This is a genomic window from Billgrantia sp. C5P2, from assembly GCF_051062895.2.
This window is the reverse complement of record NZ_CM128542.1, coordinates 896,469-917,630: the sequence shown is the minus strand read 5'-3', so window position 1 is coordinate 917,630 and position 21,162 is coordinate 896,469. Positions and strand designations below refer to the sequence as shown.

Below are 21,162 nucleotides of genomic sequence, written 5' to 3'. Positions count from 1 at the left end.
CATGAAGACCAAACCCGTACTCACCCTGACCGACGTCAACGCCATCCTCGATGCCGCTCAGAAAGAAGCGGAAGCCAACGGTTGGGCGGTAACCATCGCCGTGGCCGACGACGGCGGCCACCTGCTCGGCCTGCGCCGCCTGGACGGGGCGGCGCCGATGACGCCGGACGTGGCCACGCAGAAAGCACGCAGTGCCGCCCTTGGCCGCAAGGAGACCCAGGTCTTCGAGGAGATGATCAACGGCGGACGCAATGCCTTCCTCTCCGCGCCGCTCTCGGGCCTGCTCACCGGCGGCGTACCGGTGCTGGTCGATGGCGAGGTTGCGGGCACCGTCGGCGTCTCGGGCGTCAAGCCCGATCAGGACGTACAGATCGCCAAGGCAGGTATCGCCGCCGTTGCTTGAGGTGAAACGTACAAGGCCGGCCGCAATGCGCTGCAACAGCAGTCGCCGCGGCCGGCCTTTATTTACGGCGCCGTTGCGAACGGATCAAACCCTCCTGGAGCGGAGCTGGCGCAGCTCACCATTCAACGCCACGATGATGGAATAGCACATCAACAGCATCACGACGGAAAATGGAATCGCCGTCGCCGTCACCCCGGCCTGAAGTGCTGCAAGCCCGCCGCCAATCAACAGTACGATGGCAATCAAGCCCTCCACCGTGGCCCAGAACATCCGCTGCGGCCGGGGCGCATCGATCTTGCCGCCGGCGGTAATGGTATCGATCACCAGCGAACCGGAATCCGACGAAGTGACGAAGAAGATCAGCGCCAGCACGATACCGAGGGTCGACATCAGCCCCGTCAACGGCAGCTCGTTGAGCATGCCGAACAGCGACAGCTCAGGACTGTAGCTGTCGATCACGTACTCCTTGACCAGGCTGCCGGCGGGGTCGGCGTAGAGCTGGTCCAGTGCAGTAGCACCGAAAACACCCATCCAGATGAAGATGAACAGGCTGGGAATCACCAGCACGCAAGTCACGAACTCCCGCACCGTGCGCCCACGCGATACCCTGGCGATGAACATGCCGACGAACGGCGCCCAGCTGATCCACCAGGCCCAATAGAAGATCGTCCACGCCTGACGGTAGGCGTCGTCGTCACGACCGAAGGGCGCCGATAGCGGGACGAACTCCTTCACGTAGGTCGCAAGACCCGTCCAGAATCCCCCCAGGGCCACCAGTGTCGGGCCGGCGAACAGCACGAAGAAGAAGAACAGTACGGCCAGGACCATGTTGATTTCGGAAAGCTTCTTTACGCCGCCCTCGAGTCCGCGCCAGACCGACACCAGCGCCACCGCCGTCACCAGCAGGATGATGACGACCTGAGCGGCGGTGCTGACCTCCAATCCGAAGACGAAATTCATCCCCGCATTGGCCTGCTGCGCCCCCAACCCCAGCGACGTAGCAAGGCCGAACAGGGTGGAAAACACCGCCAGGATGTCGATCACATGGCCCCACCAGCCCCATACCCGCTCGCCCAGGATCGGGAAGAAGGCCGAACGAATGGAGAACGGCAACCCCTTGTTGTAGGTAAAGATGGCCAGCGCCAGCGCCATCACCACATAGACTGCCCAGCCATGGATCCCCCAATGCAGGTAGGTGCCGGCAAGACCCAGGGCCGTCGCTTGGGGAATGGCCTCAGGGTTCAGTTCGCCATCGGCTCCGAAAGGGGATGCCACGCCCAGTGGCAGGGAAACGTTGGCATGGTAGACCGGCTCCAGTACGCCGAAGAACAGCAGGCCGATGCCGATACCTGCAGCGAACAGCATCGCAAACCATGAGAGGTAGCCGTAATCCGGTCGTGCGTCGGGTCCGCCCAGCCTGACCGACCCATAGGGCAGGACGACGAGCGCGACACAGAACAGGATGAAGAAATCCACCACCAGCATGAAATACCAGTCCAGCGTCCCCGTAGCGAAGCCGACGATGGATTGAAAGATGCTTCCCGCCCTCTCCGGGAACAGCAGGGTGAGCAGGATGAAAACCACCGAAGCGAGCGCCGAGACAACGAAGACCCGATTGTGGATATCGAAACCGATGGGCCCCAGCCGCCCCTCGATATTGTCCTGGCCCACGGTGTAGTCCGTTTGCATATCGCTCGTTCCCGGGAGCGGAGCCGGATCGTTCGGAGTCCTCATGGGGAGCTCCCTCTGATTGTAATATCAAGAATTAATTAGAATTTTTCTCATGAAGAGTATAACAGACAGGCCGTTCTTACCAATGGCATCCCACGGCTCACCTAGCGCGGAGCAGTCGCTTCTGTGCGAAGGGCAACGGCCATCTATACTTGACAGCGCCAGACCGCCGCTCGGCTGTTGATAACTGGAGCGCGACGAGGCACCTGACGAAAGGCATTCACGGCCAGTCCGGGGAGGAGTCGACGGGGCTGCGCCCAACGGGAGGAACCCACAATGATCAAGAAGCTCTTTGCCGCACTAGTGCTGATGGCCTTCATTTCACCCGCCTGGGCCAACAGTTGCCCGATGCTCATGGGGGAAATCGACCAGGCGCTGGAGGACGAGGAAAAAGTCTCCCAGCTCAGCGAGGAGGATCTCGCTCGGGTGCGCGACCTGCGCGAGCAGGGCGAGCAATACCATAACGACGGTGATCATGCCCAGTCGGAAGAGGCCCTGAACGAGGCCAAGGAGATTCTCGGCGTTTAATGCCTATGCCGGGTGTGGGCTCGCTGCGCCCGGCATATTTTCTGTCCCGCCCCTTCAGCCTCCTTGCCCCTGTTCTGCGCATTCCAGCACCCACTCCTGCAGTGCTCGCTTCGCCTCGCCGGGAAAATCCGGCCGCGCATCGACCAACCCATAGCCACGCGATGAGCGGAGGCGCAGCTCGTGCAGGCCGACCAGCATCTCCTTCTCCAGCATGTCATCGACCAGCCCATGCCACCCCATTCCGATGCCTTGCCCGGCAATCGCCGCCTGGATCAGCAGGGTGTAATTGTTGAATGTCAGCTCCGACGATTCGAGATGGGCCATACCGCCAAGCTGCTCGAAGTAGCTCGGCCAATCCAGCCAACGCTGCCCTTGCTCGGCGGTCAGCGTCAGTAGCGGTGCCCGGCTGAGCGCCTCGAGATCCGGGATCGGCCCGTACTGCTGAAGGAAACCCGGGCTGCAGACGGGGAAGACGTCTTCACGGAACAACAGCGGAACGCCACTGGCGAGCACGCGCTCGTCGCAGAACACGATCGCTACGTCGACTTCCTGGGCCCGCCAGTCGAGCACGCCCTGGTTGGTGACGATGCGCACGTCGATATGCGGATGACGTTCCCGGAAGCGCGGCAGCCGCGGCATCAGCCAATACGCCGCGAACGAGAAGTCGGTCAGGATGTTCACGTGCGGATGGCGATGCTTGTGCTGTAGCCGCTCGATGGTGCGATCGATGGTCGCGAAGCCCTCCTGCACGCTGACGAACAGCGCATGCCCCGCCTCGGTCAACTTCACGCCACGGTAGATGCGTTCGAACAGCGACAGGCCGAGCTGCTCTTCCAGGGCGCGAACCTGCTGGCTGACGGCCGACTGGGTCGAGCGCAGCTCCCGTGCGGCGGCGGTGAAGCTCAGGTGACGGGCTGCCGCCTCGAATACCCGCAAGCTGTTGGGCGACGCCGACCTAGCTATCCACGACATTAGATCAACTAATGCCTCCCATAAAAATTTAGCGAGTTTACAGGCCTTGAGATTAGCAGAGAGACTGTCGCAAGAACCAGTCACGGTTTGACTCCGGCATGACATTCCAATGCGCAGCGACAAGCAAGAGGCTCCATGACCCGCAAACGACCCAATATCCTGTTTCTGATGGCCGACCAGATGAAGGCATCGGCGCTGCCCTTTTATGGCCACCCGCTGGTCAAGACACCCAACCTGTCGCGCCTGGCCACCGAGGGCGTGGTCTTCGACTCGGCCTACTGCAATAGTCCGCTGTGCGCGCCGTCGCGCTTCACGCTGATGGCCGGCCAGTTGCCCTCGCGTATCGGCGGCTACGACAACGCCGCCGAGTTCGCCGCCGATATTCCGACCTTCGCCCACTACCTGCGCGATGCCGGCTACACCACCGCGCTGTCGGGCAAGATGCACTTCTGCGGCCCGGACCAGTTGCACGGCTTCGAGGAACGCCTGACCACCGACATCTACCCGGCCGACTACGGCTGGTTCGTCGACTGGGAGAACTTCAAGACCCGACCGAGCTACTACCACAACATGTCGTCGGTGATTCAGGCCGGCCCCTGCGTGCGCTCCAACCAGCTCGATTTCGACGACGAAGTCACCTTCCGCGCCAAGCGTTTCCTCTACGACTATGTTCGCAACAACCCGGCGCGCAATGGCGAGCAGCGTCCCTTCTGCCTGACCGTATCGCTGACCCACCCCCATGACCCCTACACCATTCCGCAGGAGTACTGGGACCGCTACGACCACGACGCCATCGACATGCCCCGCGTGCCCTACTCGCGCGAACTGATGGACCCGCACTCCAAGCGCCTGCGTCATGTCTATCAGCACGACGAGGACACCGTCAGCGACGAGCAGATCCGCAACGCGCGGCACGCCTACTACGGGGCACTCAGCTACGTCGACGACCAGATCGGCGCCGTGCTGAAAACCCTGGAAGAGACCGGCCTCGACGAAAACACCATCATCGTCTTCTCCGGCGACCACGGCGACATGCTCGGCGAGCGTGGCCTCTGGTACAAGATGAGCTGGTTCGAGGACTCGGCCCGCGTCCCGATGATCGTCCACGCCCCCGGTCGCTTCACCCCGGGCCGGGTGCGCGAGTCGGTGTCGACCATGGACCTGCTACCAACCTTTGCCGAACTCGCCCATGGCGGTATCGCGCCGGAGTACGCCGTGCCCATCGACGGGCGCAGCCTGCTGCCACATCTGACCGGCACAGGCGGCCACGACGAGGTGATCGGCGAATACCTTGGAGAAGGCGCCATCGCACCGCTGCTGATGATCCGCCGCGGTCGCTACAAGTACGTTCACAGCGCGCCCGACCCCGACCAGCTCTTCGACCTCGAAGCCGACCCGCTGGAACTCGACAATCTGGCGCAGGACCCCGCGCACCTGGACCTGTGCAAGCAGTTCCGCGACGAGGTCGCTCGTCGCTGGGACTACGCGCGGCTGCACGATGAGGTGATCGCCAGCCAGCGGCGCCGCAAGCTGGTCTCTCGTGCGCTCATGAAAGGCAAGGTCACGCCCTGGGATCACCAGCCGACGTTCGATGCCAGCACCCAGTACATGCGCAACACCATCGATCTGGACGATCTCGAGCGGCGCGCGCGCTTCCCGGCGGCCTCCGTCGAATAGCCATGATGACGTCGCCGACCGACATGCACCGGCAACCGGCCAGGCGACTACGCTGGTTGCCGTTTCTCGGCTGGCTGCCGCAGCAGAGCTCGCGTTCGCTGCGTGCCGATGCCATTGCCGGGCTGACCGGCGCGGTGTTGGTCGTGCCTCAGGGAGTGGCCTACGCGCTGTTGGCCGGGCTACCCCCGGAATATGGCCTCTACACCGCCATCGTCCCGGCCATTCTGGCAGCACTGTTCGGTGCCTCGCGGCAAATGGTCAGTGGGCCGACGGCGGCACTGTCGATCGCCCTGTTCGCCACCCTGCAGCCCTTCGCCGAAGCGGGTAGCGACGCGTTCATCGCATTGGTGCTGACGCTGACTTTCCTCGCCGGCGTCTTCCAGCTCTTGCTGGGCCTGGCACGCCTGGGCGTGCTGATCGATCTCGTCTCGCATTCGGTGGTGACGGGGTTCACCGCCGGTGCCGCACTGATCATCGCCACCAGCCAACTGCCCTATGCCTTGGGTCTGAGCGCGATCGAGAACAACGGCTTTCTCGCTATCTGGCCACGCTTGCTGGAGCGACTCGGCGACATCCGCCCCGATGCGGTGCTGATCACCGGCTTCACGCTCGTCGCCTGCCTGGCGTTTCGGCGCTGGCTGCCGCGCTGGCCAGGCATGCTGCTGGTACTCATGGCTGCCTCGCTGCTGGCCGCCTGGCTCGACCCCGGGCACGCCGAGATCCCACGCATCGGCGAGGTCCCGGCCGGCCTACCACCGCTCTCGATGCCGGATCTCTCGTTCGACACGCTGCGCCTGCTGACGCCCGGCGCCATTGCCCTGGGTCTGCTGGGCCTGGTCGAAGCCACGGCAATTGCCCGGGCGATGGCGGTACGCACGGGCGAACGTCCGAACGGCAATCAGGAATTCATCGGCCAGGGGCTATCCAACATCGGCGGCGCCTTCTTCTCCGCCTACGTCTCGTCGGGGTCGTTCACCCGTTCGGGCCTCAATGCCAGCGCCGGGGCCTGCTCGCCGATGGCGGCGGTTCTATCGGCACTGTTTCTGATTCCGCTCATGCTGCTGGCGGCACCGCTTCTGCATCACGTGCCGCTGCCGGCCATGGCGGGCCTGCTACTGCTGGTCGCCGCCCGGCTGATCGACTGGCACAGCATTCGCGAGGCACTGAGCACCAGCCGCTCGGAAATGGCCGTCTTGCTGATCACCTTCTTCAGCACTCTGCTATTGGCATTGGAATTCGCCATCTACTTCGGCGTGCTGGCCTCGTTGGCCCTCTACCTGCGCCGCACCACCCGCCCGCCGGTGGTGGAAGGCACGCTGTCCCATGCTCCCCAAACGATCCAGCAGGCCGTGGAGGAGCCGGGCTGCAACGTCGTCAGGATCGACGGATCGCTGTTCTTCGGTGCCTGCGAGTCGGTCGCACGACGGCTCGAGCGCTGCGACCGTCCGAACCTGGTGATCCTGGCGGCTGGCATCAACTTCATCGACCTGAGCGGTATCCACCTCCTCCAGCGCCAGGCACGCCTTTGTCATGCCAGGGGCGGGAAGCTGTACCTGGCTTGGACCAAACCCGACGTCATGGCCCGCTTGCAACGGGCCGGCTTCGTCGATAACGACCGCCACCATGACAAGTTAATAGCAATAACAATATGAGAGGAAACCCCATGACACACAGACGATTCGAACATGAGAAAAATGCTGCGGTTATTCCATGACTCCAGATTGTAGGCTTATGACAAAACCCTAAATGCCCTACATCTTATAATAAGGAGTATTTCCCATGACTATCTCAAGCGACCCAGTGTCGCCCCCCATGACTAGCGACATGCAAACGGATTACATCGTCGGCCAAGACAATCTCAAAGGACAGTTGGGACCCATCGGCTTCGATATCCACAATCGGGTCTTTATCGTCTCGGCGCTCGCTTCCGTCGTCTTCATCGTACTCACGCTGTTGTTTCCGGAGAGGGCGGGGAGCCTTTTCCAGTCCATTGTCAGCTTTTCAACTGGGACGCTGGACTGGTATTTCATGGGCGTGGTGGATTTCTTCATTCTGTTCTGCTTGGCGCTCGTCGTCCTGCCCTATGGGTCGGTCAGGCTGGGAGGGCCCGATGCCCGACCGGAGCACAGTTACCTGTCCTGGTTTGCGATGCTGTTCACCGCCGGCATCGGTATCGGACTGCTGTTCTTCAGTGTGCTGGAGCCGGTCTATCATGCCAACGTCTCCTTGCCCTTGGGCATTCCTTCCCCGTTCGGGGCCGATGGTGAACTGAACCCGGAGGCCATTCCTGCAGCCAGCGCTCTGGGGCTTGCCGGCACCTTTCTCCATTGGGGCATCCATGGTTGGGCCGTCTATGTGGTCATGGCATTGGCACTGGCCATTTTTTCCTACAACAAGGGCCTGCCCTTCTCCATTCGCTCGGCCTTCTTCCCGATCCTGGGCGAGCGCGTGTGGGGCTGGTGGGGTCATGCCATCGACATCCTGGCAGTGTTCTCCACCCTGTTTGGCCTGGCCACGGCGCTCGGACTCGGCGCAAAGCAGGCCAATGCCGGGATGAATTTCGTCTTTGGCATAGAGATCAGCACCACCTTCCAGGTCATCGTTATCCTTTTGGTGACGGCGGTGGCACTGGTGTCGGTCTGGCGCGGGCTCGAGGGCGGCGTGAAGAAACTCTCAGAGATCAATATGATCCTGGCCGTGCTGTTCTTCTTCTTCGTGCTGTTCGCCGGCCCGACATTGGTGGGCCTGAACGGGTTCTGGTCAGGGCTTTCCACCTATGTAACGGAGTTCGTCCCGCTGTCGGCCCCCTTCGGTCGTGACGATGATTCCTATCGTCAAGCCTGGTCGGTCTTCTACTGGGCCTGGTGGGTCAGCTGGGCGCCGTTCGTCGGCATGTTCATCGCCCGGGTGTCGCGTGGCCGCACAATTCGCGAGTTCGTGATCTGTGTACTGGTGATTCCCAGCCTGTTCATCTTCATCTGGATGGGTGTCTTCGGTGGCATCGCGCTCGATCAGCTCTATGCCGATCCCGCGGGCAGCCTGGTCAAGGATTACGTGATCGACAATTACAGCCCCGAGCTGTCGCTGTTCGGCATGTTGAACGAGCTGCCATTGACGGGACTGATGTCGACCCTCGGTATCGTGCTGGCGCTGATCTTCTTCGTCACCTCGTCGGATTCCGGCTCCCTGGTCATCGATACCATCACCGCCGGCGGCAAGATCGACGCACCCAGGCCCCAGCGTATGTTCTGGGCCACGGTGGAAGGCTTGATTGCCATCGTGCTGCTGCTCGGCGGCGGCCTGTCGGCGCTTCAGGCCGGGGTGACGGCGACGGCAATCCCGTTCTCCATCGTGATGCTGTTGATGTGCTACTCCATCATCAGGGCGCTGAATGGCGAGCTGCGCCAATTGCGCCAGCCGCACCGTAAAGCCGCCTGAAGGCGCTGAATGCGTCATTGCAACGGCTCGCTCCCCCGGAGCCCGACAACGGGCCCCGGGGGAGAGTGGTCCAAACCGTTCGGATAGCCCAAACTGTCAGCATGAGTAGACGGCTCATCGAGAGCCGAAGGAGTCGACATCATGGCAGGTGGCTGGTCGCGAGACGGAGCGGTACAAGAGCAGATCGACAGCACTGTCGAGGACGCCCTGCAGCGAGCGCGCAGCGAACTGCCCCGGGGCGAGAGCCTGACCCACTGCGAGGAGTGTGGCGAGCCGATTCCCCAGGCGCGCCGCGAGGCCATGCCCGGCGTACGCCTGTGCATCGCCTGCCAGAGCGAGCGCGACAAGCAGCGCACCTCCCACAGCGGTTACAACCGGCGTGGCAGCAAGGACAGCCAGTTGCGCTGAGCGTCCTGCCTGGATTTATTAGCCTCCTTAGCATTTTCACCTGTGTGATAGCTCGATATCATGTGGCCTTTCGCGAGCCCCGATGCAGCGGGGCCATATCCGTTCGAGAGGCCTCCATGCCGCTGCTCTATTTCCTGGCCCCACTCGGTGCGGTACTGATCTGGTCGGGCAACATGACCATCAATCAGCTCACCGTGGGCGCCATCGCGCCCAGCAGCATCGCCTTCCTTCGCTGGGTACTGGCGTTGGCGGTGCTCACGCCATTCCTGCTGCCAGCCGCCTGGCGCCACCGCGAAGCGCTGCGCCGCGAGTGGCCCAAGCTGGCCGTACTGGGGCTGCTCGGCATGGGGCTGTGGCAAGGGCTTGCCTATGTTGCCGCCGAGACCACCACGGCCACCAACATGGGCATCCTTGCCGCCATGGTGCCATTGTTGACGGTATTGCTCAGCGCCTTGATCCTGCGCGAGGCACCCAGCCTCGGCGGTACCCTGGGCGGACTGCTTGCGCTGTTCGGCGTGCTGGTACTGCTGGGGCGGGGCGACCCGCTCGCATTGCTTGACCTTGAAGTGGCGCTGGGCGATTTGCTGATGGTGGTCGCCGCCACCTGCTACGCGCTCTACGGCGTGATGCTCAAGCGCTGGCCCCTGGGCCTGCCGCCCTGGGTGGTACTCTACGCCCAGGTGGTATTCGCCGTGCTGTTCCTGCTGCCGCCCTACCTGATGGGGCCGATGACCCCGGTGGACGGCCAGAACGTATGGCTGATCCTGTATGCCGGCATCCCCGCCTCGATCATTACGACCTATCTGTGGATGCGCGCCATCCGCCAGATCGGCGCCAGCCAGGCCAGTATCTTCATCAATTTGATGCCGCTGTTCAGCGCCCTGATCGCCATGGCCTTCCTTGGTGAACGCATCGCGGCGTTCCACCTGGTGGGCGGCGCGCTGGTCCTGGCTGGGGTCGTCATGGCCCAGACCTTGACTCAGCCCTTGGTGCGCAGAGCCACCCGCAACATATGACTGTCGATACCACCTCGCTCAATCGGGAAAGAAACTTCTTCCCCACCAGCCAGACACTGTGGCTGTTCGGCTATGGCTCTCTGATCTGGAAGGCGGAGTTTCCCTTCCACGAACGCCGCCCCGCCCATATCGAGGGCTGGGCCAGGCGTTTCTGGCAGGGATCGCACGACCACCGCGGCACGCCACAGGCACCGGGCCGCGTGGCCACTCTGATCGAGTCGCCCAATTCGATCTGCCAGGGCATGGCCTACCGTATCGACGCCGACACCCTGGGCCCGCTGGATTGTCGTGAAAAGAATGGCTACCTGCGCGAACGGGTGATCCTGCACTTCCACGACGGCAGCCACGCTGAAGGGTTGATCTATCTCGCGACAGAAGACAACGCCGCCTTCCTCGGTGACGCCCCGCTCGAGGCCATGGCCCGGCAGATCGCCACCGCCCATGGCCCCAGCGGAGCCAATCGCGACTACTTGCTTCACCTTGCTGAAGCGCTGGAGAACCTCGGCGCACAGGATGAGCACGTGTCCGCCCTGGCGGCGCAGGTAAGAAGCATAAAAGAGACATGAAAAAGTAAAGTTAGGCCTCTGCCGGCCGATACCCCTTCCAGAGCACCAAACCAAAAAAGGTGCCAGTTACGTAAGGGGCCGACTGTGAAAGAGACCTTGCTGCAAGCCGTTGAGTCGGACCTGAAGAGGTCTTGGTATCGTCTGCGCTTCAGCTCCGCCGTGGAGGCACGCTTCGAGGCCGATACCTCCGCTCGGCGCACTCGTCACCTGCTGATCGCCGGCATCGTGGCGCTGGTCATCTACGACCTCTACATTTTCAATGACTACGTCATTCGTCCGGAGTCCATGCAGACCGCTGCCTGGATCCGCTTCGGCCTGATGACTCCTGCAGGTATCGCCGCTCTCTTTTGGGTGCGCCGCGGCCTGGCACCGGCCATGCGGGAGGCGGCGATGTCCGCCACCCTGGTCTTGGGGATGCTGTGTTCCAGCCTGATCTTCTTCCTGTCCGATTCCCTTTATTCGTTTCTCGATACCTTCTCGTTCGGCCTGATACTGGTGGTGGGCAATATCCTCTTTTCACTGCGCTTCAGCTTCGCTCTCGTCTCTTCGCTACTCTGCGGAATCATCATGACGGCTTTCGTGGTGCCCTACGACTACACAGACAATGCCGTAAAAATCAATACATTGGTTGTCTTTGCCTCGAGCGCCGTCTTCACGCTGGTAGCCAACTTTCGCCTGGAAGCCAGCGAGCGCCAAGCCTACCTGCTGCTGCTACGCGAGCAGCTCAGGGCCAACGCCGCGCTTCATGACAACCAGGCCCTGACCAAGATTTCCATTACCGACCCATTGACCGGCGTCGCCAACCGGCGCCATTTCGATACCATGCTGGAACAGCGATGGGACGAGGCGCTCGCCGAGAACACCGTGCTTGGCATGCTGGTCATCGATATCGACCACTTCAAGGATTACAACGACCATTTCGGTCACCTGCAGGGAGACGCCTGCCTGCGCCAGGTCGCCCAGGAGATGCAGAACCATATCCGCCAAGAGGTCGATCTGGTCGTGCGCTTTGGTGGCGAGGAATTCGTCGTGCTGCTGCCGAATGCCTCGGCTTCCTCGACGATGCGCGCCGCCCAGCGCATCCGGCAGGGCATCGAGGCACTCGCCATTCCCCAGGCAGGCCCGGGAGTGATCACCGTAAGCATCGGAGCGGCCGCTCTGCGACCTCACCAATCGATGGAACCCGCCACGCTGCTCTCGATCGCCGACGCGGCGCTCTTCGAGGCCAAGCGTGCGGGGCGAAACCGCAGCGTGCTGGCGCCGCTGCAGGATGGACCGCTCACCGTCTAGACGCACGAAACTAGAGCCGGGCTGCTCCAGCCTGCGATGAAAATACGGCTCTCGAGGGATGCGCTACAGCACGTACATGCGCAACGGCATCCAGATACCCATACCGACCATGATCAGGTTCTCGGTCAGCGAGACGAAACCCAGCGGCACCTTGCTATCGCCGCCGACGCAGGCGCACTTGAGCTCGCGCTTGTCGATATAAACTGCCTTGAACACCGAGACGGCACCCACCGTACCGATGAACAGCGCCACCGGCGCGGCAAGCCAGACCAGGGCACCGGCCAGCATCAGGATGCCCGCCAGCGTCTCGGCGTAGGGATAGACGTAGCCATAGCGCACCTGACGCTGAGCCAGCAGATCGTAATTGAGGAACATTGTGCTGAAGCTCTCCACGTCCTTGAGCTTCTGCAGCCCCAGCAGGGCCATGGCGATGGCCACGAAATACTCCGGCATCCTCGCGCTGATCAACGAGCCGGTCGCAGTCCAGCTCACGGCGAACCCCATCAGCAGAGCCGTGGCGAACAGCGCGATCACCGGCTGGTAGGTGGTCTCGTCCTCACCCGGCGAATCCAACCCGAAATACTCGCGCAGCTCGTCGTAACCACCGATGCGCCGGCCATCGATGAAGGCCTGGGGCGTGGTATCCACCTCATGCTTTTCCTTGAAATCCTCCGTCTCCTCCCGCGTGGTCAGGTGGTGATCCTCGACATCGAATCCCTTGCGCTCCAACAGGTCCTTGCTCTTCAAGCCGAAGGGGCACAGATGCTCCTCCATGACCATGCGGTAGAGTTGGGCCTGCTTGCCCTTCCTCGTCGTCTGTCCTTGAGCCATGACATCTCTCCTTGGGCCATGCATTCACCCCAAGGGTAGTCAATCGACCTTTATCAGCGAATCCCGGCCCTCAGGAACGACTGCACGAACTGTCGTTGGCACGTCGGGTTGACGGCCACCAGCCGTCGGAGACGACTGGTGAGATCGTTAGCGGGCTTCGTCATCGGGAACGCAGAGGGCGTCAATCATGGATTGGCATACTTGCGTGCTCTTCTGCTCCGGTGATGGCGATAAAGCGGTAGCGCAATCGCCAGCACGGAAAGCAGAACGAAGGTCAGGCTGATCGGGCGGGTGAAGAAGACGCTCCAGTCACCGTCGTGCATGGTCATGCCGCGTCGGAAGTTGGACTCGACCATGTAACCCAGGATCATCCCCAGCACCACCGGAGCGGCGCTAAAACCGTGGCGGTTGAGGAAGTAGCCGAAGATGCCGAAGAACAGCAGTATCCAGGCCGAGGTCAGGCTACCGGTGATGCCGTAAGCACCAAGAATGCACATCACCATGATGAACGGCAGCAGGTAAGTGCGCGGTATCTGCAGCACCCTGACGAAGAGCTTGATGCCCACCGACTGGAAGCTGAACATGAAAACGTTGGCGACCAGAAAGGCGATGATGATGCCGTAGGCGATATTGGCCTGTTCATCGAACAGCATGGGCCCCGGTTGCAGCCCATGGATTAAGAGCCCGCCCATCAGGATCGCCGCCGAGGCATCCCCGGGAATGCCCAGTGTCATCATCGGGATCAGCGCCCCGCCGGTCATGCCGTTGTTGGCCGATTCACAGGCGATAATGCCTTCATCATGCCCCTTACCGAACTGCTCCGGTGTGCGTGAGATGCGCTTGGCCTGGTCGTAGGCCAGGAAGGAGGCGATGCTGCCACCGGCACCGGGAATCGCCCCGACCAGCGAACCGATCAGCGAACTGCTCGACCAGATCTTCCAGCGTCGGAAGGTCTCGCGAAAGCGCGGGTAGGCGTTGTTGACACGTACCCGCCCCTCGCTCGCTTGATCGGAGAGCGACGTGGTGGTGTCGGTGATGATCTGCGACAGGGCAAACAGTCCGATCAACGCCGCCATGAAATCGACCCCACCTATCAGAGCAGGAATGCCAGCGGTCAGGCGCACCACGCCGGTCAGCGAGTCGATGCCGATCAGCGAAATCAACACCCCGATCAGGCCCGCCACGATCCCCTTGATCAGCGACTTGTCCGACACCGAAGCGATGATTGTGAGACCGAAAAGGCCCAGCGTGGCGTACTCGATGGCACTGAAACGCAACGCCGCCTCGGCGATCAGCGGCGACATGAAGGCGAAGATCAACACGCTGATCATGCCGCCGATCATGGAGGCCACGATGCACAGCCCCAGTGCACGACCCGGCTCGCCGTTGCGCGCCATGGGAAAGGCATCCAAGGTGGTCGCCACCGACGAGGGGGTGCCGGGAATATTGAGCAGGGCGGCGGGAATCGAGCCACCGGAGATGGCGCCGCAATAGACCCCGAGCAACATGCCCATGCCGGTAACCGGCTCCATGCCGAAGGTCAGCGGCAGCAGCAGGGCGATCCCCATGGTGGCGGTCAGCCCCGGTAGTGAGCCGAATATCAGGCCGAGTACCGTACCGGCGGCAATCGCCAGGAAGATGTAGCCGTTGGCGAACAGCGTCGCCGCCTCGGCGAAATGGGAAAACATGACGACTCCCCCTCAGGGCATGGATAGTCCGAAAAGCACAGAAAACACCACATAGATGGCACTGGTCGCGATCACTGCGAACAGCCCGGAGGCCAGCAGCGAGCGACGTGAGGGCCAGGCATCGTTGAGAAACCTGTCGACGAGCAGGCGAAAGACGCCCAGGAACACCAGGGTACTGACGAAGAAGCCGATGAACGTCAGCATGATCAGGTAGAGCACGATCGCTGCCAGTGTCACCAACAGCGTTACGGCTTCACGGCGCTCGAGCCGAACACCGCCATCGGGTTCCCGCTTGATCAGGGTTTCCACGACCAGCAGGTAGCCCACCAGCAGCATGATGATGGCGCTGACCCAAAAAGGCAGGAATCCCGGCCCCGGGTCGCCGACCACTCGCATCATCGTCGGGATCGAACTTGCCAGGTGGAGGAAGTAGCCGGCCCCCAAAATCAGCAAGAGGTAGAATATCTGCTTCTCGGTCACTCGCGTCATGGCGGGCTCCGCTTGTTGTCATCGAGCCCGGCCCCCTGAGAGGGGCCGGCCATGATCATTACTGCTTGAGCCGCTGTGCGGTGCGGATGAAAGACTCCGCCAGCTCCGCCATGCGCACGTCCAGCTCCTCTCCTGGCGGCATGTAATCCACCTCGGCCCCCTGGCTGGCGATCGCCTCCTGCACCTTGGGATCGCTGGTCGCCGCTTCAAGGGCCGCGGCCCAGGCGGCCTTGACCTCTTCGTCTACGCCAGCCGGTGCCGCAATACCCCGCCAGTTGGTCAAGTTCAGGTCGTGACCGAGTTCGCTAAGAGTGGGAACATCCGGATACTCAGCTAGGCGCTCGGTGCCGAGGCTGACCAGCGGTATGAGCCTGCCCGAGCGCAAGCCGGAGGCGAGGTCGGCCAGATTGAGCATCAGTGCATCGATGTGTCCGCCCATTGCGGCGGCCACCGCATCCGAGGAGCCATCATGGGGGATCTGACGAGCCCGGTAGCCCACCATATCGGCCAGGATCTCACTCGCCACGTGCGTCGAACCACCAGCACCGGAGAAGCCGAAGCTCACCGTGCCTGGGTTGGCCTGCATGTCCTCGACCAGCGCTTCCCAGCTCTCCCAGGGGCCGTCGGCGCGAACCGCCACAACGTAGTCCTCGGTCATGACGTTGCCGAGGTAATCGAAGTCCGAATAGGTGTAGGTGGCATTTCCCATTCCCTCGGTGGCAAAGATCACGTTATTGGGGATGGTTACCGTGTAGCCGTCAGGCCTGGCATTGGCCACCTGGGTGAAACCAAGGATGCCACCGCCACCCGGCACGTTGGAGACCACGATGGTTTGTCCCAGGGCCTCCTCCAAGGCGGGTTGCAGCGTTCGCGCCAGCACGTCGGTTCCTCCGCCTGCGCCGTAAGGGATCACCATGGTAATGGTCTTGGTGGGGTAATCCGCAGTAGCGATACCTGCAGCCAGCAAGCCACCGAGGAAAATGGAGAGTCTAGCGGTCTTGTGAAACATGACGTGCGCTCCTGTGCGTTGTTTTAATCATTTGATGCGATCAATCAATGGCCGTCGGAGCGGCCAGGCTAGCGTCGGCGAGTGGTTCAGTACGGCCCTCCTCTCGGTTCCGTACCGAGATTCAGCCCGCAATCCGCAGCACGTTGGCGCACCGCCTGAGCTAATAGCGTGACGTCCAGCCCCACTGCCACGAACGTCGCGCCAAGCTCGAGGAAGCGTCGCGCCTGGCCAACGTCACTGGTCAAGGTGCCGGCGGCTTTGCCGCAGGACACGATGGTGCGAATCGCCGTCTCGATGGCCGCATTTACCTCGGGATGGCCGGGATTGCCGAGATGCCCCATCGAGGCCGCCAGGTCTGCCGGGCCGATGAAGACACCATTCACGCCCTCCACCGCGCAGATCGCCTCGAGATTGTCGAGTGCGATGGTCGTCTCGGCCTGCACAAGCAGGCAGACCTCCTGATTGGCGTGCTGCACGTAGTCAGGACGGCCATTCCAGCGTGACACCCTTGCGACCCCGGCACCGACGCCGCGAATGCCCTCGGGGGGATAGCGCGTCGCGGCGACCATGGCGGCAGCCTGCTGCGGGGTATCGACCATCGGTATCAGCAGGGTCTGGGCACCGATATCGAGCAGTTGCTTGATCGACGCGACCTCGCCATGCAGCGCGCGCACCACGGGATGGCCGCCATAGGCGGCTACCGCCTGCAGTTGGGCAAGCGTGCTGCGTACGTCATTGGGAGCGTGTTCGTTGTCGATCAGCAGCCAATCGAAACCCGCCGTGGCGCAGAGCTCGGCACTGTAGGCATCGCCCATCGATAGCCATAGCCCGACCTGGGGCCTGCCCTGGGCCAGGGCCTGCTTGAACGGATTGCCCGCTACTAGACCGGTGTGGCTGGATGCGTTCATGGCGGCTCCTATCGTTGTTCTATTGGCCCCGACTCAGCGCAGATTGCCCTGGCAGAGGTACTTGATGTGCTGATAGTCGTCGAGGCCATGGACCGAGCCTTCACGTCCATAGCCCGACTCCTTGATGCCGCCGAAGGGCGCTGCCTCGGACGCCACGGCACCCTCGTTGATGCCGACGATGCCGGCCTCCAGCCCATCGGCAACGCGATGGATGCGACTTACGTTCTCCGAGTAGAAGTAGCTGGCGAGCCCGAACGGGGTGGCGTTGGCGGCTAGGACCACTTCCTCTTCCGTGGCGAAGCGCAGCAGCGGCACCAGCGGCCCGAAGGTCTCCTCTTGGCACAACCGTGTGCCAGGCGCGACATCGGCGAGCACCGTGGGAGACACGTAGTTCGGCCCCAAGTCGGCTCGAACCCGCTCGCCACCCACCAGCAAGCGTGCCCCCTGGGACAGGGCATCATCGATATGCGCCAGGATCTTGTCGACGGCTCGAGCATTGATCATCGGTCCAATCTGGCTTGCCAGGTCACTGGCCGGCCCCACCTGCAAGGCGGCAACCCGCGCGGCCAGCTTGTCGCTGAAGGCATCAAACACCGCCTCCTGCACATAAACGCGATTGGGGCAGACGCAGGTCTGGCCGCCGTTGCGGAACTTGGCGGCCATCAGGCCCTCCACGGCGGCGTCGAGATCGGCATCCTCGAATACGATGAAGGGCGCATTGCCGCCCAACTCCAGCGAGAGTTTCTTGAGGGTATCGGCCGACGCCCGGGCCAGATGCTTGCCCACCGGAGTGGAGCCGGTGAAGCTGATCTTGCGTACCCGGGCATCCTTGAGCCAGGCGTCAACCACCTCGGGTGTCCGCTCACGCGAGGCGCAGACGATATTGATCACGCCAGGAGGAATGCCCGCCTCCTCGGCCAGGCGCACCAGTGCCAGCGAGGTCAGCGGCGTATCCTCGGCGGGCTTGGCTACCACCGTGCAGCCTGCCGCCAGGGCCGGCGCGATCTTGCGCGCGATCATCGCCGCCGGGAAATTCCAGGGGGTGATCACCGCCACCACGCCCACCGGCTCCTTGACGGCCAGCATGCGTCGCCAGGCGACCGGCGGCGCAATCACCTCCCCGGCAATGCGTGGCGCCTCCTCGGCGAACCACTCGATATAGCTGGCCGCATAGCCCACCTCACCCTGTCCTTCGGCGAGGGGCTTGCCCTGCTCCAGTGATATGAGCCGCCCCAGATCCTGCTGATGGGCCATGACCAGGGCATGCCAGCGCTTGAGCAGTTCGCCACGCCGCTTGGCCGGCGTCGCGCGCCAGTCGGCAAAGGCGTGGTGGGCGGCATCGGCCGCTGCTCGTGCCTCTTCGGCGCCACTGTCGGGCACCTCGGCGATGGACTGCATATCAGCCGGGTTGGATACCGTCAACGTGGCTCCATCTGCGGCATCGCACCAGTGCCCGGCGATATGGTTACGGGACTGGATCAGGTCACCACGTTCCAGCGTCAGGGTCATGCTTACGCACTCCTCTCTGTTGGCTAACGTTTTCTAGGCCGACGTTGCCATCAGCTGACGATACCGACGTGCCACGGCACGAATTCGTGATCCCCAAGACCGAGCCGCTCGCTGCAGCTGCGCTCCCCAGAGGCCACCCGCAGGATATGCGCGAAGATCTGCTCGCCCATGGCCTCGATAGTGGCGCTGCCATCGATGACCTGGCCGCAGTTGATGTCCATGTCCTCGCGCAGGCGCTCGTACATGGCGGTGTTGGAAGCCAGCTTGATGGTGGGGGCCGGTTTGGAGCCGAACATCGAACCACGCCCGGTGGTAAAGCAGATCAGATTGGCGCCGCTGGCGATCTGGCCGGTCGCAGACACCGGGTCGTAGCCCGGCGAGTCCATGAACACGAAGCCCTTGGCATCGATCGGCTCGGCGTATTCGTACACCGCCTGCAGTGGCGTGGTGCCGCCCTTCATCGCTGAGCCCAGAGATTTCTCGACGATGTTGGCCAGGCCACCGGCCTGATTGCCCGGCCCCACCACGCCGTTGAACTGGCCGCTGTGGCCGCGGGTGTACTCCTTCCACCACGCCAAGCGATCGAGCAGCTTCTGGCCCACGCCGGGCGACACCGCGCGCCGCGTCAGCATGAACTCGACGCCGTGGATCTCCGGAGTCTCCGACAGGATGGCGGTGCCGCCATGGCGCACCAGGATGTCCATGGCCGCCCCCAATGCCGGGTTGGCCGAGATCCCCGAGAAGCCGTCCGAGCCGCCACACTGCAGTCCGATGCTGAGGTGGCTGGCACTCACCGGTTGGCGCTCGACACGATTCGCCTCGGGCAGCATCGCCTCGATGGCGGCGATGCCAGCGGCGATGGATTCACGGGTCCCGCCACTCTCCTGCATCACCAGGGTGCGCACGTTCGCTCCCACTTCGAGGCCCTGGGACTCGACCAGGCCCGACACCTGGTTGCGCTCGCAGCCCAGCCCCACGATCAGCACCCCGGCGAAGTTGGGATGTCGCGCATAGCCGGCCAGGGTGCGCCTCAGCAGGTCGAAGTGGTAGCTGGGCGAGGACATCCCGCAACCGCTGGTTTGGGCGAAAGCCACCACGCCATCGATGTTGGGGTAGTCAGCGAGTCGCTCCGCCGTGAAATGGTCAGCGATGTGCTTGATCACCGTGGCCGAGCAGTTCACCGAGGAGAGGATGCCGATGAAGTTGCGCGTGCCGACCCGTCCGTCTGGGCGCACGATGCCCTGAAAGGTGGCGCGCTCGGCCTCCGGCACATACGCCACAGGCCGCACGTCCTGACAGAAGGCAGGATCGCGGTCGATCTCGGTCAGGGTAACGTTATGGGTGTGCACGTGCTCCCCTGGGGCAATGTCACGGCTCGCTGCCCCGATCACAGTGTCGTACTTCTTCACCATTTCACCGGCAGCAATCGCGCAGGCAGCGATCTTATGCCCTGCCGGCACCTGGGCCCGGGATTTAACCTCCAGCTCGGGCAGCCACTGGCCGAGACCGACGACGGCACGGGTAATCAGGACATTGTCGTTGGCGTGCAGCCGAATCAGCGTGCGGGGGGACATTTCCATGGTCAGCGGCCTGGCTCCATCATCTGGCGTTGTATTCATCGTTGCGCCGAGTATGAGCCGCCTCTTCATGACGATAAAATAAAACAATAGACTCTCTTCATAACCCAAAAGGAATGAAGAGCGGGAGAGCCTCACCATGAGCGATATCGATCGCGTCCTGCGTTCTAACCTGAAGCTGCGCCATTTGCAGCTGCTGGTCGCGCTGGACGAATTCCGCCATATCGGCCGCGTCGCCGAGTTCCTGTCACTGACCCAGCCCGCCGTGTCGAAGATGCTGGCCGAGATCGAGCGCATGTTCGACCTCAAGCTGTTCCTGCGCTCGACCCGCGGCACCGAGCCCACCGCCTATGGCGATACGGTGGTGCGCTTCGCCCGCTCGGTGCTGGCCGACTACAGCCGCACCCAAGACGAGATCGCCGCAGTCGAGAGCGGCGCCGCCGGGCGCGTCAGCATCGGCGCCATGGTGGTGGCAACGCCGGGCCTGCTCGCCCACGCCATGCAGTTGCTCAAGTCGCGCTCCCCCAACAGCACGGCACTCGTCGAGGAGGGCGACCTCAAGCGCCTGCTGCCCCGCCTGCGTACGGGTGAGCTCGACCTGCTGGTCGGCCGCCTCGAACCCGGCTATGCAGCACCGGACCTGGAGACGGAGGCCCTATACGACGAAGCGATGTGCGTGGTCGCCTCCCCGGCTCACCCCGTCGCTGAACATCCTTCCCCGCAGTGGGCCGATCTCGCCGAGCTGCCCTGGGTCGTGCCACCCCCGTGGGCGTCGTCGCGGGTCAAGCTCAACCAGATGTTCTACAAGCATGGACTCAACCCGCCTGCCGACCTGATCGAAACGGCCTCGTTCCTCGCCACCTTGACCTTCGTTCAGCAACGCCCCGCCCTCGGTTACCTGGCCCACGGCGTGGCACGCCACTTCGAAGCACAGTGTTTACTCAAGGTCTTGCCACTCGAGATCCCCATCGAACTGCCGCCGGTGGGGATCATTACCCTGCGCGCTCGGATGAAGACGCCGACCTGCCAGCAGGCGATCGTGTGCCTGCGGCAGGTGGCACAAGAGGAAGATCACTTGGCACCTGTCAGCTCGCGCGCATCTATTGCCGATTGACAAAGCGT

The 21,162-nt window shown here is 62.9% G+C and carries 19 protein-coding genes; 10 read left to right on the top strand and 9 right to left on the bottom strand.

The window, feature by feature from the left end:
* Position 1: 1 nt before the first annotated feature.
* Positions 2–403 (top strand): GlcG/HbpS family heme-binding protein, encoded by a 402-nt coding sequence (locus ACRWQA_RS04360; protein WP_103969481.1) that lies wholly within the window; start codon positions 2–4, stop codon positions 401–403.
* 84 nt (positions 404–487) lie between these two features.
* Here the strand turns inward: ACRWQA_RS04360 and ACRWQA_RS04355 are convergent, their stop codons facing one another.
* Complete coding sequence (locus ACRWQA_RS04355) at positions 488–2,137, bottom strand: BCCT family transporter (protein WP_434230105.1); 1,650 nt, start codon at positions 2,135–2,137, stop codon at positions 488–490.
* A gap of 273 nt (positions 2,138–2,410) precedes the next feature.
* Here ACRWQA_RS04355 and ACRWQA_RS04350 point away from each other — a divergent pair, with 273 nt between their 5' ends.
* The gene (locus tag ACRWQA_RS04350; protein WP_434230104.1) at positions 2,411–2,662 is read left to right on the top strand and encodes a PA2433 domain-containing protein; all 252 of its coding nucleotides are present in this window, start codon (positions 2,411–2,413) and stop codon (positions 2,660–2,662) included.
* Between the two features lie 54 nt (positions 2,663–2,716).
* Here ACRWQA_RS04350 and ACRWQA_RS04345 read toward each other — a convergent pair whose 3' ends face one another.
* Positions 2,717–3,634, bottom strand: a complete 918-nt coding sequence (locus tag ACRWQA_RS04345; RefSeq protein WP_434230103.1) for a choline sulfate utilization transcriptional regulator — start codon at positions 3,632–3,634, stop codon at positions 2,717–2,719.
* Between the two features lie 135 nt (positions 3,635–3,769).
* Here ACRWQA_RS04345 and betC point away from each other — a divergent pair, with 135 nt between their 5' ends.
* From betC to ACRWQA_RS04310, 7 genes are all read left to right on the top strand, one after another.
* The gene (gene betC, locus ACRWQA_RS04340; protein WP_434230100.1) at positions 3,770–5,311 is read left to right on the top strand and encodes a choline-sulfatase; all 1,542 of its coding nucleotides are present in this window, start codon (positions 3,770–3,772) and stop codon (positions 5,309–5,311) included.
* 2 nt (positions 5,312–5,313) lie between these two features.
* Positions 5,314–6,963, top strand: coding sequence for a SulP family inorganic anion transporter (locus ACRWQA_RS04335; protein WP_434230098.1), 1,650 nt, complete (start codon positions 5,314–5,316; stop codon positions 6,961–6,963).
* A gap of 127 nt (positions 6,964–7,090) precedes the next feature.
* Positions 7,091–8,749: a BCCT family transporter gene (locus ACRWQA_RS04330; RefSeq protein ID WP_263581013.1), complete on the top strand. Its 1,659-nt coding sequence runs from the start codon at positions 7,091–7,093 to the stop codon at positions 8,747–8,749.
* Between the two features lie 141 nt (positions 8,750–8,890).
* Positions 8,891–9,157, top strand: coding sequence for a DksA/TraR family C4-type zinc finger protein (locus tag ACRWQA_RS04325; RefSeq protein ID WP_263581014.1), 267 nt, complete (start codon positions 8,891–8,893; stop codon positions 9,155–9,157).
* A gap of 116 nt (positions 9,158–9,273) precedes the next feature.
* Positions 9,274–10,173, top strand: coding sequence for a DMT family transporter (locus ACRWQA_RS04320; protein ID WP_434232707.1), 900 nt, complete (start codon positions 9,274–9,276; stop codon positions 10,171–10,173).
* Positions 10,170–10,739, top strand: coding sequence for a gamma-glutamylcyclotransferase (locus ACRWQA_RS04315; RefSeq protein ID WP_263581016.1), 570 nt, complete (start codon positions 10,170–10,172; stop codon positions 10,737–10,739). Before ACRWQA_RS04320 ends, ACRWQA_RS04315 begins: the two co-directional genes overlap by 4 nt.
* 84 nt (positions 10,740–10,823) lie before the next feature.
* Positions 10,824–12,029, top strand: coding sequence for a GGDEF domain-containing protein (locus ACRWQA_RS04310; protein ID WP_263581017.1), 1,206 nt, complete (start codon positions 10,824–10,826; stop codon positions 12,027–12,029).
* A 63-nt stretch (positions 12,030–12,092) separates the two neighbouring features.
* Here ACRWQA_RS04310 and ACRWQA_RS04305 read toward each other — a convergent pair whose 3' ends face one another.
* From ACRWQA_RS04305 to ACRWQA_RS04275, 7 genes are all read right to left on the bottom strand, one after another.
* Positions 12,093–12,860: a MauE/DoxX family redox-associated membrane protein gene (locus tag ACRWQA_RS04305; RefSeq protein WP_434232704.1), complete on the bottom strand. Its 768-nt coding sequence runs from the start codon at positions 12,858–12,860 to the stop codon at positions 12,093–12,095.
* Between the two features lie 185 nt (positions 12,861–13,045).
* Entirely contained in the window at positions 13,046–14,548 is a 1,503-nt protein-coding gene (locus ACRWQA_RS04300; protein ID WP_434229362.1) for a tripartite tricarboxylate transporter permease, read from the bottom strand.
* Between the two features lie 12 nt (positions 14,549–14,560).
* The gene (locus ACRWQA_RS04295; protein ID WP_434229361.1) at positions 14,561–15,037 is read right to left on the bottom strand and encodes a tripartite tricarboxylate transporter TctB family protein; all 477 of its coding nucleotides are present in this window, start codon (positions 15,035–15,037) and stop codon (positions 14,561–14,563) included.
* A 58-nt stretch (positions 15,038–15,095) separates the two neighbouring features.
* Positions 15,096–16,046, bottom strand: coding sequence for a tripartite tricarboxylate transporter substrate binding protein (locus tag ACRWQA_RS04290; protein WP_434229360.1), 951 nt, complete (start codon positions 16,044–16,046; stop codon positions 15,096–15,098).
* Between the two features lie 86 nt (positions 16,047–16,132).
* The gene (gene hpaI / locus ACRWQA_RS04285) at positions 16,133–16,954 is read right to left on the bottom strand and encodes a 4-hydroxy-2-oxoheptanedioate aldolase (RefSeq protein WP_434229359.1); all 822 of its coding nucleotides are present in this window, start codon (positions 16,952–16,954) and stop codon (positions 16,133–16,135) included.
* Between the two features lie 33 nt (positions 16,955–16,987).
* Positions 16,988–18,463 (bottom strand): NAD-dependent succinate-semialdehyde dehydrogenase, encoded by a 1,476-nt coding sequence (locus ACRWQA_RS04280; protein WP_434229358.1) that lies wholly within the window; start codon positions 18,461–18,463, stop codon positions 16,988–16,990.
* A 50-nt stretch (positions 18,464–18,513) separates the two neighbouring features.
* The gene (locus tag ACRWQA_RS04275) at positions 18,514–20,043 is read right to left on the bottom strand and encodes a UxaA family hydrolase (protein WP_434229357.1); all 1,530 of its coding nucleotides are present in this window, start codon (positions 20,041–20,043) and stop codon (positions 18,514–18,516) included.
* Positions 20,044–20,179: 136 nt separating this feature from the next.
* Between ACRWQA_RS04275 and ACRWQA_RS04270 the strand changes: the two genes are divergently transcribed.
* A complete protein-coding gene (locus ACRWQA_RS04270; RefSeq protein WP_434229356.1) occupies positions 20,180–21,154 on the top strand; it encodes a LysR family transcriptional regulator in 975 nt (324 codons plus the stop codon).
* Positions 21,155–21,162: the final 8 nt, after the last annotated feature.